Below are 17230 nucleotides of genomic sequence, written 5' to 3' on the forward strand. Positions count from 1 at the left end.
CGGGTTTACGGGGGTGAGCCCGCCTTGAAAACACAAAAGCCCCGCCCGGCGTGATGCCGGGTGGGGCTTTTTTTACCTCTGGTTACCCGAGCGCTGTTAAAGCAGCGGGATCGAATAGCTGACGATCAGGCGGTTCTCGTCCTGGGAACGAGTATTCGGCAGATCGGTGCGCCAGGTGGCGTTTTTCCACATCACGCCGAGGTTTTTCAACGCACCGGACTGGACCACGTAACCCACGGTCAGGTCGCGTTCCCACTCGGAAGCGCCGCTGGCCGCTTCACGACCGGCAGCGTTGACGGTATCGATGTCATCGCCATGCAGATACACCACACCCGCCGTCAGGCCAGGTACGCCGAGCTTGGCGAAGTCATAGGAGTAGCGCGCCTGCCAGGTGCGTTCGCCGGCACGGGCGAACTTCTGGATTTGCGAGTCGGTGATGATGTAGGCCGACGACCCGTCGCCCTGGTTCAGCCAAGGGAAGTCGCTGCTGCCGTTGCTCACCTGATAACCGCCACCGAAGGTGTGACCGGCAACGGTGTACAGGAACAGGCCGCTGTACAGGTTGTTGTCGACCTTGCCTTTACCGCTCGGCGCGTTGTAATTGCCGGTGGTGTAGTACAGCGGATCGTGGCCGTTGGCACCGTCATCGGTGCTGTTGAAGTAGCGCAGGTCCGACTTCAACACACCTGGGCCGATTGACCAGTTGTGCACCAGGCCCAGGAAGTGTTGCTTGTAGAACTCTTCGAGGTTGCCGTAGTAGTACTGGGCCGTCAGGTCTTTGGTGAGCTTGTAGTCACCACCGGCGTAGATGAACTTGTTGCTGTCACGACCTGTTGTGGCACGGCTGTTGGCGCCCGAGATCGACAGCTGTTCGTTGTTGCTCGAGTTACGGCCTTTGACCTGCTCGATCTGGCCACCGATCAGGGTCAGGTCCTTGATGTCGCCCGAGGTGAGTTGGCCACCCTGCCAGGTTTGTGGCAGCAGACGGCCGTCGTTGGTCACGATCACTGGCAGTTTTGGCTGCAGGGTGCCCAGTTTCAGCTCGGTCTGGGAGATCTTGGCTTTGGCAGTCAGGCCCAGGCTGGAGAAGTTATCAACGGCTTCGCCGTTGGACTTGCTCGGGAAAACAGTACCGCCGTAGGAGTTGTTGGAAGCACCGTTGGTGCCGCCACCCGAATCCAGCTTCACGCCCAACAGGCCGATCGCATCAATACCGAAGCCAACCGGGCCTTGGGTGTAACCGGAGGTGAAACGCAGATCGAAGCCCTGGCCCCATTCTTCGTTTTTGTTCGGACCGGTACCGTCACGGTAGTCGGTGTTGATGTAGAAGTTGCGCAGCCCCAACGTTGCCTTGCTGTCTTCGATGAAACCGGCGGCGCTTGCCTGCTGCGCCAAAACCCCTACGGCCACAGTCAGGGCCAAGGTGGACTTGTTCATTGTTTCGCTCCTATCGTTTTCTAATTCCTGGTCCTGGGTCGAATGCCCTGGATCCGCAAGCGCCATTGGCGCCAGACCGTCTGGATCGGTCGTTTTTTTTGGCCGCGCAGAATACTCCTTCATAATCCTAAAAAGAATTGAAAAATCACTTTTAATCGCATTTAGGAATATGACCCGACAGCGCTGACCCGAGGTTGTCGGCGATAAAACCGATTCCGGTGTTGTTGGGTGTTCGGGGATTTGAAGCTCGATCCGAAGCTTACGGTGCGTGTCGGATGGCCTTACTTTAAGCGGATTAGTAAAAAGCTAAAAAGAATAAAAAATCATCACATGCATTGTTTATGGAATATAAAAATGCACGCGAAAAAAAGCCTCGTCCGGTGACGAGGCTTTTGGCTACGGCTTACTTGAAGGCGTAGGTGTAGTTGAAGATCAGACGGGTCTGGTCTTCATCAAGGGTACTGGTGTTACCACGGTACATACCGTGACGCAGCGTCGTGCCGAACCCTTTAAGCGGACCGGTTTGAATCACGTAATCCACACGCAGGTCGGTCTCGCGCTCGTTCAGGTCATCACCCACGCCATTGGTGGCCTTGATGTCCCGGCCATACAGGTAGGCAGCCGACGCTTTCAAACCTGGCACGCCCAGCGAAGCGAAGTCATAGGAGTATTGACCGTAGGTGGTGTTTTCACCGGCACGGATAAAGCTGGCCACAGTGGCATCGGTGAACGAGTAGAAACTGGCGCCGCCAGCACCTTCGTTGCGACCGTTGCCATCGACAACGTTGCCCTGGTTGAGGAAGACGAAGCCGCCGTCATCGCTGACACGCTGATGTCCGAGCAGGAATGCACTGCCGCCCAGGGTATAGGTGAACGTGGCGCTCCAGGTCTTGTTATCGACCTCGCCCGGGGTCTTGGCGTAGCCGTTGTTGTTGTTGAACTGATAGCCGGCCTGGCCGTTCTTGCCGTCGGAGCTACTGTCGAAATAGCGAATGTCGGTCTTGAACGACTGGTTGGCTGCGATCGGGTAAACGTGCACCAGGCCGAGGAAGTTCTGCTTGTAGTAGTCTTCCAGGTTCGCGTAGTAGTACTGCAGCAACAGGTCCTTGGTGACCTTCCAGTCAGCACCGGCGTAGCGGAACTGGTTGCTGTCCTGAGTACCGCCAGCCACGGCCAGGCCAGTGCTGTTGGAAGAGGCGCGACCTGTCGCGTGTTCCAACTGACCCACGTTGAAGGTTACGTTGTCGATTTCCTTGGAGGTGATGGTGCCACCCTCAAAGGTCTGTGGCAGCACGCGGCTGTCGTTCGCGATCAGGATCGGCATGTTCGGCTGCAGGGCGCCACCGAGGTGGGCCTCGGTCTTCGAGACACGTGCCTTGACGTTGCCCGCCAGACGGCTCCACGCGCTCTCTGCAGAACCATCGGAATCGCTTGGGGTAAAGGAGTTGTTGTCCGGGTGATGGCCCTTGCCACCGTCCAGGTGGATACCGACCAGCGCCTGGGCGTCGATACCGAAACCGACAGTACCCGGGGTATAGCCGGACTGGAAGTCGAACTTGAGACCTTCAGCGGCCTCTCGCTGCCGGTTGGCAGGCGTGCTCGCGCCTTCACGCTTATCGGCGTCGAAATAATAGGTACGCGAACTGACGGAAGCCTTGCTGTCTTCGATGAAACCGGCGGCGCCTGCCTGCTGCGCCAAAACCCCTACCGTCACGGCCAGGGCCAAGGTGGACTTGTTCATTGTTAAACTCCTCTCGTCTCTAATTCTTGTATTCCTGGCCGGGGGTCAATTGCCCCTGATCCTAAGATTCGCGATTAGCGCCGCAGCGTGACTCACAAGTCAATCGTAACTATGTGTGTCTACGACCATAGTCTAATCATCGGTTTTTTGGTCCATGCAGGGTCATGAGTTCGTCATAAACCTGAAAAGAACGGACAAATTCTTTTCTCATACCCTTTAGGAATTTAGCTCACCGTCTTGCCTACCTCAGGATAGAGCGGCTGACTCATAAGCTAATTCCTAAATGGTATTTATTAGGCGTTTTTTAGATCGATTAGGTTTAGTAGTAATTCCGCCACAAAACCTATCGAAAAGGCCGCCGCCATGACGACCAAGCGCGCACTATCCCGACCATTTGTTACAGTTTGTGTATCGTTGATTTTTTCTTTTTCCGCCCATGCGGCGAACCTCACGGTTGGCTACCAGACCGGTATCGACCCCAGCAAAGTCCCGCAGGCCGATGGCCTTTACGAAAAAACCATTGGCGAGAAAATCGACTGGCGACGTTTCAACAGTGGCCCGGAAGTGGTCACCGCCATCGCCTCCGGTGATGTGCAGATCGGCAACCTCGGCTCCAGCCCACTGGCCGCCGCGGCGTCGCGCAATCTGCCGATTGTCGCGTTCCTCGTTTCCGCACAGATCAACGCCGCCGAAGCCTTGGTGGTACGCAACGGCAGTGGCATCGATAAACCGCAAGATCTGATCGGCAAGACCATCGCCACGCCGTTCGTTTCCACGTCCCACTACAGCCTGTTGGGTGCGCTGAAGCACTGGGGCCTGGACGCCTCGAAAGTTAAAGTGGTGAACCTGCAACCGGCGGAAATTGCCGCCGCGTGGAAGCGCGGAGACATCGACGGCGCGTTCGTCTGGTCGCCCGCCCTGGGGGAAATTCGCAAGACTGGCAAGACCTTGACCGATGCCGCGCAGGTCGGCCAATGGGGTGCACCGACCTTCGAAGTCTGGGTCGCGCGCAAGGATTACGCCGAGAAACACCCGGAGGTCATCGCCCGCTTCGCCAAGGTCACCCTGGACTCATTTGCCGACTATGCGGCACACAAGGACAGCTGGACCGCCGATTCGGTGCCGGTGCAGAAAATCGCCAAACTGACCGGTGCCAACGCCGCCGACGTACCGGAGCTGCTGGCCGGTTCCGCGTTCCCGGATGCCAAGGCACAACAGACCGGCGCCCTGCTGGCCGGCGGTACGGCGCAGGCGATTGGCGAGACGGCGAAATTCTTGAAGGAACAGGGGAAAGTCGAGACAGTACTGGCGGATTATTCGCCCTATGTCAGCGCGAAGTTCGTCCAGGAATAACGCAACATCCCCTGTAGGAGCTGCCGCTGGCTGCGATCTTTTGATCTTGAAAAATCAAAGTCAAAAGATCGCAGCCTGCGGCAGCTCCTACAGGGGGTTCGTGGTTACAGGGCTTTTTCGAAGATCTTCGAATTGCGCTGATAGTTGTACAGCGACGCCCGCGCCGATGGCAGGCGATCGACGCTGCTCGGCACGAAGCCGCGCTCGCGAAACCAGTGCGCCGTGCGCGTGGTGAGCACGAACAGGGTTTTCAACCCTTGGGCCCGGGCGCGGGTTTCAATGCGCTCGAGCAGTTCATCACCGCGACCGCCATGGCGGTACTCCGGGTTCACCGCCAGGCACGCCAGCTCCCCGGCATCGGAGTCGGCGATCTGGTACAGCGCCGCACAGGCGATAATCATGCCCTCACGCTCCACCACGCTGAACTGCTCGATCTCCCGCTCGAGCACTTCGCGCGAGCGGCGTACCAGAATGCCCTGCTCTTCCAGCGGGCTGATCAGGTCCAGCAAGCCGCCGACGTCTTCGATGGCCGCTTCGCGCACCACCTCGAATTGCTCCTGGGCCACCAGCGTGCCGCCACCATCACGGGTGAAGAGCTCGGTCAGCAGCGCACCGTCTTCGGCGTAGCTGACGATATGGCTGCGGGCCACGCCGCCACGGCAGGCTTCAGCGGCGGCATCGAGCAGCTCGGCCTGGTAGTTGCTGCCCAGGCGCTGCAGATGCGCCGGCACCTGTTGTGGACGCAGCTCGCGGACCAGCCGGCCGTGTTCATCGATCAGGCCAAGGTCGGCGCCAAACAAAAGCAGTTTGTCCGCGCCCAGGTCGATGGCCGCGCGGGTGGCGACATCTTCACAGGCGAGGTTGAATATTTCACCGGTCGGCGAGTAGCCCAATGGCGACAAGAGCACGATGGAGCGCTCGTCCAGCAGGCGATTGATGCCCTTGCGATCAACCCGACGCACTTCACCGGTGTGGTGATAGTCGACACCTTCCAGCACGCCGATCGGCCGCGCGGTCACCAGGTTGCCGCTGGCCACCCGCAGGCGCGAGCCCTGCATCGGCGACGACGCCATGTCCATCGACAAGCGCGCTTCGATGGCGATGCGCAGTTGACCGACCGCATCGATCACGCACTCCAGGGTCGCGGCATCGGTGATGCGCATGCCGTGGTGGTAATGCGGGGTCAGGCCGCGAGCCTCGAGGCGTGCTTCGATCTGCGGGCGCGAACCGTGCACCAGCACCAGGCGCACGCCGAGGCTGTGCAACAGCACCAGGTCGTGGACGATGTTGCCGAAGTTCGGATGTTCAACGCCGTCGCCGGGCAGCATGACGACAAAGGTGCAATCGCGGTGGGCGTTGATGTAGGGCGAAGCATGACGAAGCCAATTGACGTATTCGGGCATGAACCTGGGCCTGTAATAAATAGCAGCCGAAAAAAGGGCGAAACAGTAAAACGCACAGCGGGCTGATGGTTATCGTCGGAACAGGCTTGGCGACACGCGCGCTCTCCTCATGGATACGGGTTTTGAACCTGACAAATTAATCGAGAACCCCTGTAGGAGCTGCCGAAGGCTGCGATCTTTTGATCTTTGTTTTACAAGCAAGATCAAAAGATCGCAGCCTTCGGCAGCTCCTACAAGGGCTTGCGTTCAACCGACAGACGCCAGTTCTTTGGCCGGCGTCAGGCAGTAATGTTCAATCAACTGACGTAATAGATGCACCGTAGGCTGCAAACGTGACATTTCGAGGAATTCCCCCGGTTGGTGGGCGCAGGCGATATCGCCCGGGCCGAGCACCAGTGTTTCGCAGCCAAGGCGCTGAAGATAAGGCGCTTCGGTGCCGAATGCCACTGCTTCGGCGGCATGGCCGGTGAGCTTTTCGGCAATGCGCACCAGTTCCGCATCCTCAGCCTGCTCGAAAGGCGGCACGGCGGGGAACAGCGGTGCGTAATCGATCTTGACCTGATGGCGTTCGGCAATCGGCTTGAGCTTCTGCAGAATCTCGGCACGCAGGACCTTGGGATCCATCCCCGGCAACGGCCGCAGATCGAATTCCAGCGAACACTGGCCGCAGATACGGTTGGGGTTGTCGCCACCATGGATGCAGCCGAAGTTCATGGTCGGCATCGGCACGCTGAACTGCGGATTACGGAATTCGCGCTGCCACAGCAGGCGCAGGCCGCGCAGTTCGCCGATGGCATCGTGCATGGCCTCGAGCGCGCTGTGACCCAGGCGCGGGTCCGAGGAGTGGCCGCTTTGCCCAAGGATATCGATGCGCTCCATCATGATGCCTTTGTGCATGCGGATCGGCTTGAGCCCGGTCGGCTCGCCGATCACCGCCGCACGCCCCAGCGGCCGCCCCGCCTCGGCCAGCGCCCGGGCACCGGACATCGAGCTTTCTTCATCGCAGGTGGCCAGGATCAGCAGCGGCTGCTTGAACGGTTGGTCGAGCAGCGGCCTGACGGCCTCGATGGCCAGGGCGAAAAAGCCCTTCATGTCGCAACTGCCCAGGCCGACCCAGCGGCCGTCGACTTCCGTCAGCTTCAGCGGGTCGGTCTGCCACAGCGCGCCATCGAACGGCACCGTATCGCTGTGACCGGCGAGCACCAGCCCGCCGGGCCCGCTGCCAAAACTGGCGAGCAAGTTGAATTTGCCGGGGCTGACCTGCTGGATGTCGCAGGCAAAGCCCAGGTCGCCGAGCCAGGCGGCCAGCAGGTCGATCACCGGTCGATTGGATTGATCGAGGCTTGCCTGGGTGCAGCTGACGGATGGTGCAGCGATCAGCGCAGCGAACTGATCTTTCATGGACGGCAAAGGCATCGCTGACTCCAACTCCCGGATTGAAGTCCATCATAGAGCCATCCGGTGACAGGAATAAACCGCCGCGCGGCGTAGGCAGGTCGAGTCCTGTACACTGCACGGCCTTGGCAGCCACCTTTTCCCCCGGCTGCGCTCCCGATCCTGGATTTTCCGGCCATGCAGAAAGAAACCGAAATCAAACTCCGCGTCAGCCGCGAAACCCTCGCCGCCCTGCGCGAGCACCCGTTACTGAAAAAACGCAACAAAAGTGGCTGGGAACGCCGTGAGTTGATGAATCAATACTTCGACACCCCGGAGCGGGACCTGGCCCGGGCCAAAGTCGCCCTGCGCCTGCGCAAGGATGGCGAAGAATTGATCCAGACCCTCAAGACCCGCGGCCAGAGCGTCGCCGGCCTGTCCGTACGTAACGAGTACGACTGGAACCTGCCGAAAGCCAAGCTCGATCTGAAAAAACTCGACGGTGAGTGCTGGCCCGAAGAGCTGGCTGAACTGGACAAGAAAACCCTGAAAGCCATCTTCACCACCGATTTCGTCCGCGAGCGCGCGGAAATCGCCTGGGGCCGTGGCAAGACCAAGGTGGTCATCGAAGCGGCGCTGGACCTGGGCCATGTGGTGGTCGGCAAGCAGAAAGAAGAAATCTGCGAACTGGAACTGGAATTGCGCGAAGGCGAGCCCGCCGCGCTCCTGGAACTGGCCGCCGAACTGGCCGAGAAACTGGCCCTGATGCCATGCGACATCAGCAAGGCCGAACGCGGCTATCGCCTGTACGACGCCCACAGCTACTCGTTGAGCCTGCCGGCACCGCAGATCAGCGCCGAAACGCCACTGGACGACGCCTTCGCCGCGCTCAGCTGGCACTTGCTGGGCAGCAGCCAGCGCCTGGCCGAGCAGTATCGCTTCAATGGTCATTGGCGCCTGTTGCAGGACTGGGTCGAGAGCCTGGCTGAAATGCGCGCGCTGATCAGCAGCCTCGGCCAAGCCGCGCCACGTCAGTCCACCCACGACTTGCGTGTCGCGCTCGACGCCTTGCTGGAAGACTGGCGCCCGCTGGTCCAGGCCGGCCTGGACGACGAAGACGTGCGCAAGGCCGCGCCGGAGCAGTTCCTCGAAGAACTCGAAGACCCGCGCTGGGGCCTGTTCTCCCTGAACACCTCGCGCTGGTTGCTGGCCCGCACCTGGACCGCCGACCGCAACACCCGCGGCAACCGCCAGGGCGCCGCGCAATTGGGCAGCTGGCTGCCACGTTTGCTGGGCGAAGAAGCCACTTCGTTGCAATTGCAGCGTTACCAGCAGCAGCCGGAAGACCTGGCCGAGCAACTGCCGCGCATCGAACGCATCCAGGTGTGGCTGCATCACGCACGCAACGTGCTGGAAATCCCGGAAATGGATCGCCTGTACGGCGAGCTGAACAAACTGGCGCAACTGGCCAACGAGCCGATCACCGACGAAGTCCTGGATGCGCGTAAGCAGCAGGCGATCGCGGTGTATCAGAATCGTGCCTGGAAGATGCTTCTGCGTCTGTAATACCGCTATCGCCAGCAGGCTGGCTCCCACAGGGGATTTGTGGCGTACACAAAACCAATGTGGGAGCCAGCCTGCTGGCGATGGATTTCAGACCGGCAAACTGGTGGTCGACTTGATCTCCGACAACGCCACGACCGAGTTCACCTCCTGTATCCCCGGCACCAGCGACAGCTTCTCAAAGAAGAACCGCTCATACGCCTCGATGTCCGCCGCAACGATGCGCAGCATGAAATCCACCGCCCCCATCAGCACGTAACACTCCAGCACCTCCGGAAACCCTCGAATCGCCTCGGTGAATTCGGTGAAGTTCGAACGGCCATGGGCGTTGAGCTTTACCTGGGCAAAGATCTGCGTGTTCAGGCCGATTTTCTTGCGGTCGAGCAAGGTGACCTGGCCACGAATGATCCCCTCCTCCTTCATCCGCTGAATCCTTCGCCAGCAAGGCGACTGCGAAAGCCCCACCTGCTCGGCGATCTGCGCGCTCGAGAGCGAAGCATCCTCTTGCAGCAAGGCGAGAATCCTGCGGTCGTAGTTGTCCAGCTCGCTGTGCATAAAAAAACCTTAAACCGATAATTATGTGAATTGCACTATTCAACAAAGCCGCAATATGCCTAATCATAGATAAGAAATACCCGGCGGCGAATGTAAAAATTTCTCCAACAACTTGGAGACCGAGCATGCCGTACCTGGAAGCCGTAAATACCTCGCCCACCCGCTTTGATGCCTGGAATGCCGGCAACGCCCATTGCCGCGTTCACTACCAATTGCTGGCGGAAGCCGAGCCAGATCTGCTGTGCCGTGCGCTCAATCTGTTCGCCTTGCAGTTCCTGACACCAGAACAGGTGCAGGTGCAGCGCCAGGAGGACTTGCTGGCGATCGATATCGTCATCGACGGATTGAGCTGGCATCGCGCCCAGGTGATCGCGGAAAAACTTCGAAACCTGATCAGCGTTTGCTCGGTCGAGCTGCAAAGCGTTGATTCGGCGTGGGTTGAAGCGGCCCGGGCAGCCGGCTGAAAAAACCCGATACGGCTTCGTCGGGTAGTGGCCCAACGGCCTGCAGGGTCACGACTATCCTTTGCGCACTGTCGTTCAAAGGAGCCCGCATGTCCGTACAAATCGCCTTTCAGGACCGCTGGCTGGATCTCAATGATGTGCTGCGTGAACTGGTCGCCCAGGGCTTCGTCAGCCAGGATTCGGCCGAACAGGCGCTCAATGCCCGACGCCGTCACGCCGCCCATGGCCAGATGCACCCGCTGGAATTCATCGCCAGCCAACACCTGGACGACCTCAGCCGTCCCGGCAAGCACCTGGACCTTGAAAGCCTGACCCTTTGGTTGTCCCAGCAGGCCGGCCAGCCCTACCTGCGGATTGACCCGCTGAAAATCAACGTCGCGGCCGTGACGCCGCTGATGTCCTACGCCTTCGCCCAGCGCCACAAGATCCTCGCGGTCTCGGTCGATCGCGACGCAGTGACGATCGCCAGCGCCCAGCCCTACGTCACCGCCTGGGAAGCCGACCTGACCCACGTGCTGAAGCTGCCGATCAAGCGCGTGGTGGCCAACCCGGTGGACATCCAGCGTTTCAGCGTGGAGTTCTTCCGCCTGGCCAAATCGGTCACCGGCGCGAATAGCGGCGATCAGCAGGTCAACACCCTGGGCAACTTCGAACAGTTGCTCAACCTCGGCGCCAGCGATCAGGAGCCCGATGCCAACGACGCGCACATCGTCAATATCGTCGACTGGCTGTTCCAGTACGCCTTCCAGCAACGCGCCAGTGATATCCACATCGAGCCCCGGCGCGAACAGGGCACGGTGCGCTTTCGTATCGACGGCGTACTGCACAACGTCTACCAATTCCCGCCACAGGTGACCATGGCCATCGTCAGTCGCCTCAAAAGCCTCGGGCGAATGAACGTCGCAGAAAAACGCAAACCCCAGGATGGCCGGGTGAAAACCAAGACCCCGGAGGGCGGCGAAGTCGAGTTGCGACTCTCGACCCTGCCCACGGCCTTTGGCGAAAAAATGGTCATGCGCATCTTCGACCCGGAGGTGCTGCTCAAGGACTTCGATCAGCTGGGTTTTTCCGCCGACGACCTGCGGCGCTGGCAGGACATGACCGGCCAGCCCAATGGCATCATCCTGGTCACCGGCCCCACCGGGTCGGGCAAGACCACCACGCTCTACACCACGCTGAAAAAGCTGGCGACGCCGGAGGTCAACCTCTGCACCATCGAAGACCCGATTGAAATGGTCGAGCCGGCGTTCAACCAGATGCAGGTCCAGCACAACATCGACCTGACCTTCGCCGCCGGCGTCCGGGCGTTGATGCGGCAGGATCCGGACATCATCATGATCGGCGAGATCCGCGACCTGGAAACCGCCGAGATGGCCATCCAGGCTGCGCTGACCGGGCACCTGGTGCTGTCGACGCTGCACACCAACGATGCGCCCAGCGCCATCAGCCGCCTGCTGGAACTCGGCGTGCCGCATTACCTGATCAAGGCCACCGTGCTCGGCGTCATGGCCCAGCGCCTGGTGCGCACCTTGTGCCCACACTGCAAGGCCCCGCAAGCCTTGGCTGAAGAGGATTGGCAAACCCTGACCCGCCCCTGGCAAGCCCCGCTGCCTGGCAACGCCCAGCGCGCCATTGGCTGCCTGGAATGCCGCGATACCGGCTATCACGGTCGCGCCGGGGTGTACGAAATCATGCAACTGAGCGACGGCCTCAAGGCGCTGATCAATCCCGACACCGACTTGCTGGCGGTGCGGCGCCAGGCGTTCAAGGAAGGCATGCGCAGCCTGCGACTGTCGGGTGCACAGAAAGTGGCGGCCGGTTTGACGACCATCGAGGAGGTGTTGCGGGTGACGCCGCAGAGCGAGCAGAAGTAGCCGGGCCGGGAGGGAACTCGATTGAGGGACGACAATCCAACACCGCAGTTAATCAGTGGAGTCACCCATCATGCGTCTCAAACTTGCTGTCGCTACCATCGCCCTGTTGTCCCTGCCTGTCGGTTCGGCGATGGCCGATAGCTTTTGGCGTAACGTCATTTCCTCCGGTGCAACCACCGGTTCGACCTACCTGACGTTCAAGGATCACAAGCTGATCGTCGCTGCCCAGGACGATGCCGGCAGCTTTGTCGCCAGTGACGGCGGCATCCGCGGCCCGTACCTGGAAGCGGCGATGCAGAAGGTTCGCGCCGACAACCCGGGGCTGCAGGCTACGGACATGGAACTGGCGAATGCGATTTTGGCGAAGAATGCCGTGGCTTCGGAATAAGCTTAGCTGAACAAAAATGCCGCTCCCATGAGCGGCATTTTTTATGGCCAACACAAAACCCTCTGTAATTGGATGGACTCGCCCCAGCCGAGGCGTCAATGCGCCACGGTGGCAGTCTAAACAGCCAACGACAGCGAGGGCGAGTCCATGAAAAAGCATAGTTCGATTGATCAATCCCTGTCTTCTACCGATTTGTCGGCCTGCACAACCTTGGCGGTCGATCTGGCCAAGCAGGTTTTTCAGGTCGCCGGTGAAGATGTTCTCGGCCAGGTGCGCTTCGAGCAACGGATCAAGTCGCGCGAGGCGTTCTATGAGTTTCTCCAAAAGTTGCCGCCTCATGTTGTGGTTTTGATGGAGACCGGTCCGGGTGCTCAAGCCTGGGCCCGGCAACTGCAAGACCAAGGTAATTCGGCGCGAATTCTTCCAGCCGGTTTGGTGGCCAAACATCGCAGCGGGCCAAAAAATGATCGCAACGATGCGTTGGCGATTCTGCGGGCTGGTCGCGATGAAAAAATCTGCGCAGTACCGGTCAAAAGCGTCGCGGCGCTGGCCATGCAGGCGTTGCATCGCGCCCGTCAGGGCTATGTGCGTCGGCGCACGGCCGTCAGTAATCAGATGCGCGGCCTGCTGCTCGAGCACGGTGTCGCCTTGGCGCAAGGCGATGTTGCGATCAGCCAGAAAATTCCGCGGGTGCTGGAAGATGCTACCCAGCCGGTGCCGGCCCTGCTGCGTGAACTGATCGACGAACTGCTGGCCGAGTGGCGCCATTTGGGCGAGCGCATCAGCGTACTGACGGGACGCCTGGAAGTGGCCGCCAACGCCGACATGACGGCGAAGCGACTGATGACTGTGCGCGGCATCGGACCAGTCACCGCCACGGCCCTGGTGGCCAAGGAAACCAAGCCTGAGCGATTTCCCAATGCCCGCAAGTTTGCCGCGTACTTTGGCATGGTGCCTGACCAGCACAGCAGCGGGGAAAAGATCCGGCTGGGGGACATGACCAAGCGAGGTGATGCTTATTTACGCAGCCTGATGATCCAAGGAGCCCACGCGGTGCTGCAACAACTACGACCTGATTCCCAGCAACCCGATGACCGCCGCTTGTTGCACTGGATGAGCCGGTTGGGTCGTAAGGAAGCTGCGATCAGGCTAGCCAACCGCAACCTGCGAATCGTCTGGGTGCTTCTACAGAATGACCAGACTTATCGTCGCCACGCCGGAGATGGCCAGCAGGCAACGATGAGCCACTGAGCGACAGAGTTCTGCCACCGAGGTACCAACTGTCCGACCCTTTGCTGAAAAAAATTGACCCCAGGTAAGACCGGCGTGGATTGATGCCTAAGCTCCTACTGGCCTTCGAGGCCTGAATGTAATCGGCATACCACGAGCTTTTCCAATTTTGGCCAGAAGCCGAAGACGGCTTCCACGAATAGGCCTTATACATAGATGCAACGGGGCGACGGTTTTTTAAAAGCGGGTAGACAGTGGGGGCGAGTCCATACATAGGAGCTGGCTTGCCAGCGATGGTGGGTCAGACAAATTGATGTCGACTGACACTCCATCGCTGGCAAGCCAGCTCCTACAGGAGGGGTGTGTGTTTTTCAGCGGTACTCGTCCAGCGGCACACACGCACAAAACAGATTCCGGTCGCCGTAGACATTGTCCACCCGGTTCACCACCGGCCAGTACTTGTGCGCCTTGGTGTGAGCATCCGGCGTGACCGCTTGCTCAATGCTGTAAGGCCGCTCCCACACCCCAGTGATGTCCGCCAGCGTATGGGGCGCACGTTTCAACGGGTTGTCCTCGGCCGGCCAGTTGCCGTTCTGCACCTCGGTAATCTCCGCGCGGATACTCAGCATCGCCCCGATGAAGCGGTCCAGCTCCGCCTTCGACTCACTTTCAGTAGGCTCGACCATCAAGGTCCCCGGCACCGGGAACGACATGGTCGGCGCATGGAAGCCATAGTCCATCAGGCGCTTGGCCACGTCTTCTTCGCTGATACCGGTCAGCGCCTTCAGAGGTCGCAGGTCGAGAATGCATTCGTGGGCCACCCGCTCGTTGCGCCCGGTGTAGAGGACTGGAAACGCGCCGGACAGGTGCCGCGCCAGGTAATTGGCCGCCAGGATCGCCACTTCGCTGGCGTCGGCCAATTGCGGCCCCATCATGGCGATGTACATCCAGCTGATCGGCAGAATGCTCGCGCTGCCCCAAGGCGCGGCACTGACGGCGCCGTTCTGCGGCAGCGGCCCTTCGATCGGCACCACCGGGTGGTTGGCCACGAAGGGTGCCAGGTGCGCGCGCACGCCAATCGGCCCCATACCCGGCCCACCGCCGCCATGGGGAATGCAGAAGGTCTTGTGCAGGTTCATGTGTGACACATCGGCGCCGATGTCCGCCGGGCGCGCGAGGCCAACCTGGGCATTGAGGTTGGCGCCGTCCATGTACACCTGCCCGCCGTGGCTGTGGATAACTTCACAGATTTCGCTGATGCCTTCCTCGTACACGCCATGGGTCGACGGATAAGTCGCCATCAGGCAGGCGAGCTGATCCCCGGCCTGGGCGGCTTTGTCTTTCAGGTCATCGAGATCGACGTTGCCCGCTTCGTCGCACTCGACAATCACCACGCGCATCCCGGCCATTTGCGCCGAGGCCGGGTTGGTGCCATGGGCCGATGAAGGAATCAGGCAGATATCCCGCCCGCCCTCCTGGCGGCTCTCGTGGTACTTGCGGATCGCCAGCAACCCGGCGTACTCGCCCTGGGCCCCGGAGTTGGGCTGCATGCAGATCGCATCGAAACCGGTGATCGCGCAGAGCCAACGCTCCAGTTCTTCGATCATCAATGAGTAACCGACAGCCTGCTCCTTGGGCGCGAACGGATGCAAATTGGCGAACTGCGGCCAGGTAATCGGGATCATCTCGCTGGTAGCATTGAGCTTCATGGTGCAAGAGCCCAGCGGGATCATCGATTGATTGAGCGCCAGATCCTTGTTTTCCAGTTGCTTGAGGTAGCGCAGCATCTCGGTTTCGCTGTGATGGGCGTTGAACACCGGATGGCGCAGGTAGGGCGAGGTTCGCCTGAGCGCGTCGGGAATGCCGCCATCCAGGGTTTCAGCATCCAGTTCGTCGACGTTGAGCCCATGATCGGCCCCCAGGAACACATCGAGCAGTTTCGCCACCGTGCTTTCGTCAGAGGTTTCGTCGAGGCTCAAAGCCAACTGCCCACGCCCAAGAATGCGCAGGTTGATCTGCGCGGCCTGGGCGCTTTCGAGGATCGCGGTCTGGGTGCCACCGACTTCCAGGGTCAAGGTGTCGAAGAAGTGTTGGTTGAGGCGGTTGATGCCCTTGCGCTCAAGGCCGGCGGCAAGGATGCAGGTCAGCCGGTGCACGCGCTGGGCGATCCGTTTGAGCCCCTCCGGGCCGTGATAAACCGCATAGAAACTGGCGATATTGGCCAGCAGCACCTGCGCGGTGCAGATGTTCGAGTTGGCCTTTTCACGACGAATATGCTGCTCGCGGGTTTGCAGCGCCATGCGCAGGGCAACGTTGCTGCGGGCATCTTTTGAGACGCCGATGATGCGTCCGGGAATCGCTCGTTTGTACTCGTCACGGCTGGCAAAAAACGCCGCATGAGGGCCGCCGTAGCCCATGGGCACGCCGAAACGCTGGGATGAGCCGAACACCACGTCGGCCCCCAGCTCCCCCGGCGGGGTCAGCAACAGCAGGCTCAACAGATCGGTGGCGACACAGGCCAGCGCCTGCTGGGCATGCAGATGATCGATCAACGGACGCAGGTCACAGATCTCGCCGCGGGTGTCGGGATATTGCAGCAGCGCACCGAACACCTGGTGCTGTTTCAAATTATCCACAGCGTCGACGATCAGCTCGAAGCCGAAGCCTTCGGCGCGGGTTTGCACCACGGAGATGGTCTGCGGATGGCAATGTTCGTCGACAAAGAACAGATTGCTTTTCGACTTGGCGACCCGCTTGGCCAGCGCCATGGCTTCCGCCGCCGCAGTGGCTTCATCCAGCAACGAGGCGTTGGCCAGTTCCAGGCCCGTGAGGTCGATGGTCAATTGCTGGAAATTCAGCAGCGCTTCGAGCCGGCCCTGGGCGATTTCCGGTTGATAGGGTGTGTACGCGGTGTACCAGCCGGGATTTTCCAGGACGTTGCGCAGGATGACGGCCGGCGTCAGCGTGCCGTGATAGCCCATGCCGATCAGGCTGGTCCAGACCTGGTTCTGCTCGGCGTATCCGCGCAGCTTGGCCAGCGCGGCTTCTTCGTCGAGGGCCGGCGGCAAATCGAGTGGCCGGTTCAGGCGGATTCCCGGCGGCACCGTCTGCTCGATCAACTCGACCCGGCTGCCGAGGCCCAGGCTGTCGAGCATTGCCTGTTGCTCGGCGGCATCAGGCCCGAGGTGGCGGCGAAGGAAGGCATTGGGGTCGCGTAACTGGCTCAGGGACGGCAACTGGGACATGACGGGCTCTCTCTTGACTGGCGCTCAGCGTCGATGCAACACGGTCAAACCAGCATAGCAGTCCCCTGAAAATCAAAAGATCGCAGCCTTCGGCAGCTCCTACAGGGGACCGCATTTCAATGTAGGAGCTGGCGAAGGCTGCGATCTTTTAGGGTACAAAAAAGCCCCGACAGGTCGGGGCTTTGGGGTAACGCTGAAGGCTTATTCGCCGATGGCGGCCTTGTAAGCCGCTGCATCGAGCAGCTTTTCCAGGTCAGCCGCGTTGCTTGGCTTGATCTTGAAGATCCACGCACCGTACGGGTCGGAGTTGAGCAACTCAGGTTCAGCGCTCAGTGCTTCGTTGACCGCGATCACTTCACCGGCAATCGGGGAGTAGATGTCGGAAGCGGCTTTCACCGATTCAACGACACCGGCCTGGTCTTCAGCGGCAAACACATTGCCCACTTCGGTCAGCTCAACGAACACCACATCACCCAGCGCTTCCTGCGCGTGATCGCTGATGCCCACGGTGACGGTGCCATCGGCTTCCAGGCGAGCCCATTCGTGACTCTCGGCAAAACGCAGGTCGGCAGGGATATCGCTCATGTTCTGTGTCCTCAGGAA

13 protein-coding genes are annotated in these 17230 nt (G+C 60.4%); 6 read left to right on the forward strand and 7 right to left on the reverse strand.

From position 1 onward, the window contains the following. Positions 1-96: 96 nt before the first annotated feature. A complete protein-coding gene (locus DKB71_RS31905) occupies positions 97-1437 on the reverse strand; it encodes an OprD family porin (protein ID WP_408599276.1) in 1341 nt (446 codons plus the stop codon). A gap of 403 nt (positions 1438-1840) precedes the next feature. Beyond that, positions 1841-3178 carry an OprD family outer membrane porin gene (locus DKB71_RS31910; RefSeq protein WP_408599277.1) on the reverse strand — a complete coding sequence of 446 codons (1338 nt, stop codon included), beginning with the start codon at positions 3176-3178 and terminating at the stop codon, positions 1841-1843. Positions 3179-3541: 363 nt separating this feature from the next. Here DKB71_RS31910 and tauA point away from each other — a divergent pair, with 363 nt between their 5' ends. Beyond that, the gene (gene tauA / locus DKB71_RS31915; RefSeq protein WP_408599278.1) at positions 3542-4531 is read left to right on the forward strand and encodes a taurine ABC transporter substrate-binding protein; all 990 of its coding nucleotides are present in this window, start codon (positions 3542-3544) and stop codon (positions 4529-4531) included. 104 nt (positions 4532-4635) lie between these two features. On the opposite strand, the gene argA is transcribed toward tauA, so the two are convergent. Further along, positions 4636-5934: an amino-acid N-acetyltransferase gene (argA, locus tag DKB71_RS31920; RefSeq protein ID WP_008064942.1), complete on the reverse strand. Its 1299-nt coding sequence runs from the start codon at positions 5932-5934 to the stop codon at positions 4636-4638. Between the two features lie 246 nt (positions 5935-6180). Then, entirely contained in the window at positions 6181-7350 is a 1170-nt protein-coding gene (argE, locus tag DKB71_RS31925) for an acetylornithine deacetylase (protein ID WP_408599279.1), read from the reverse strand. A gap of 156 nt (positions 7351-7506) precedes the next feature. Between argE and DKB71_RS31930 the strand changes: the two genes are divergently transcribed. Continuing rightward, a complete protein-coding gene (locus DKB71_RS31930; RefSeq protein WP_408599280.1) occupies positions 7507-8874 on the forward strand; it encodes an inorganic triphosphatase in 1368 nt (455 codons plus the stop codon). 87 nt (positions 8875-8961) lie between these two features. On the opposite strand, the gene DKB71_RS31935 is transcribed toward DKB71_RS31930, so the two are convergent. Then, entirely contained in the window at positions 8962-9426 is a 465-nt protein-coding gene (locus tag DKB71_RS31935) for an Lrp/AsnC family transcriptional regulator (RefSeq protein WP_274073639.1), read from the reverse strand. 125 nt (positions 9427-9551) lie between these two features. Between DKB71_RS31935 and DKB71_RS31940 the strand changes: the two genes are divergently transcribed. From DKB71_RS31940 to DKB71_RS31955, 4 genes are all read left to right on the forward strand, one after another. Continuing rightward, positions 9552-9890 carry a hypothetical protein gene (locus DKB71_RS31940; protein ID WP_323625688.1) on the forward strand — a complete coding sequence of 113 codons (339 nt, stop codon included), beginning with the start codon at positions 9552-9554 and terminating at the stop codon, positions 9888-9890. Between the two features lie 89 nt (positions 9891-9979). Further along, positions 9980-11764, forward strand: a complete 1785-nt coding sequence (locus tag DKB71_RS31945) for a GspE/PulE family protein (RefSeq protein ID WP_274073641.1) — start codon at positions 9980-9982, stop codon at positions 11762-11764. A 67-nt stretch (positions 11765-11831) separates the two neighbouring features. Continuing rightward, positions 11832-12152, forward strand: coding sequence for a DUF2388 domain-containing protein (locus DKB71_RS31950; protein WP_169857239.1), 321 nt, complete (start codon positions 11832-11834; stop codon positions 12150-12152). A gap of 192 nt (positions 12153-12344) precedes the next feature. Beyond that, entirely contained in the window at positions 12345-13403 is a 1059-nt protein-coding gene (locus DKB71_RS31955; RefSeq protein WP_274078160.1) for an IS110 family transposase, read from the forward strand. 350 nt (positions 13404-13753) lie between these two features. Here DKB71_RS31955 and gcvP read toward each other — a convergent pair whose 3' ends face one another. Together gcvP and gcvH are read right to left on the reverse strand one after the other, a co-directional pair. Further along, positions 13754-16627, reverse strand: a complete 2874-nt coding sequence (gene gcvP, locus DKB71_RS31960) for an aminomethyl-transferring glycine dehydrogenase (RefSeq protein ID WP_408599281.1) — start codon at positions 16625-16627, stop codon at positions 13754-13756. 201 nt (positions 16628-16828) lie between these two features. Further along, positions 16829-17212: a glycine cleavage system protein GcvH gene (gcvH, locus tag DKB71_RS31965; protein ID WP_274073643.1), complete on the reverse strand. Its 384-nt coding sequence runs from the start codon at positions 17210-17212 to the stop codon at positions 16829-16831. Positions 17213-17230 lie beyond the last annotated feature (18 nt).

Source organism: Pseudomonas sp. PLMAX (assembly GCF_046042685.1).
Lineage (GTDB): Bacteria > Pseudomonadota > Gammaproteobacteria > Pseudomonadales > Pseudomonadaceae > Aquipseudomonas > Aquipseudomonas putida_AE.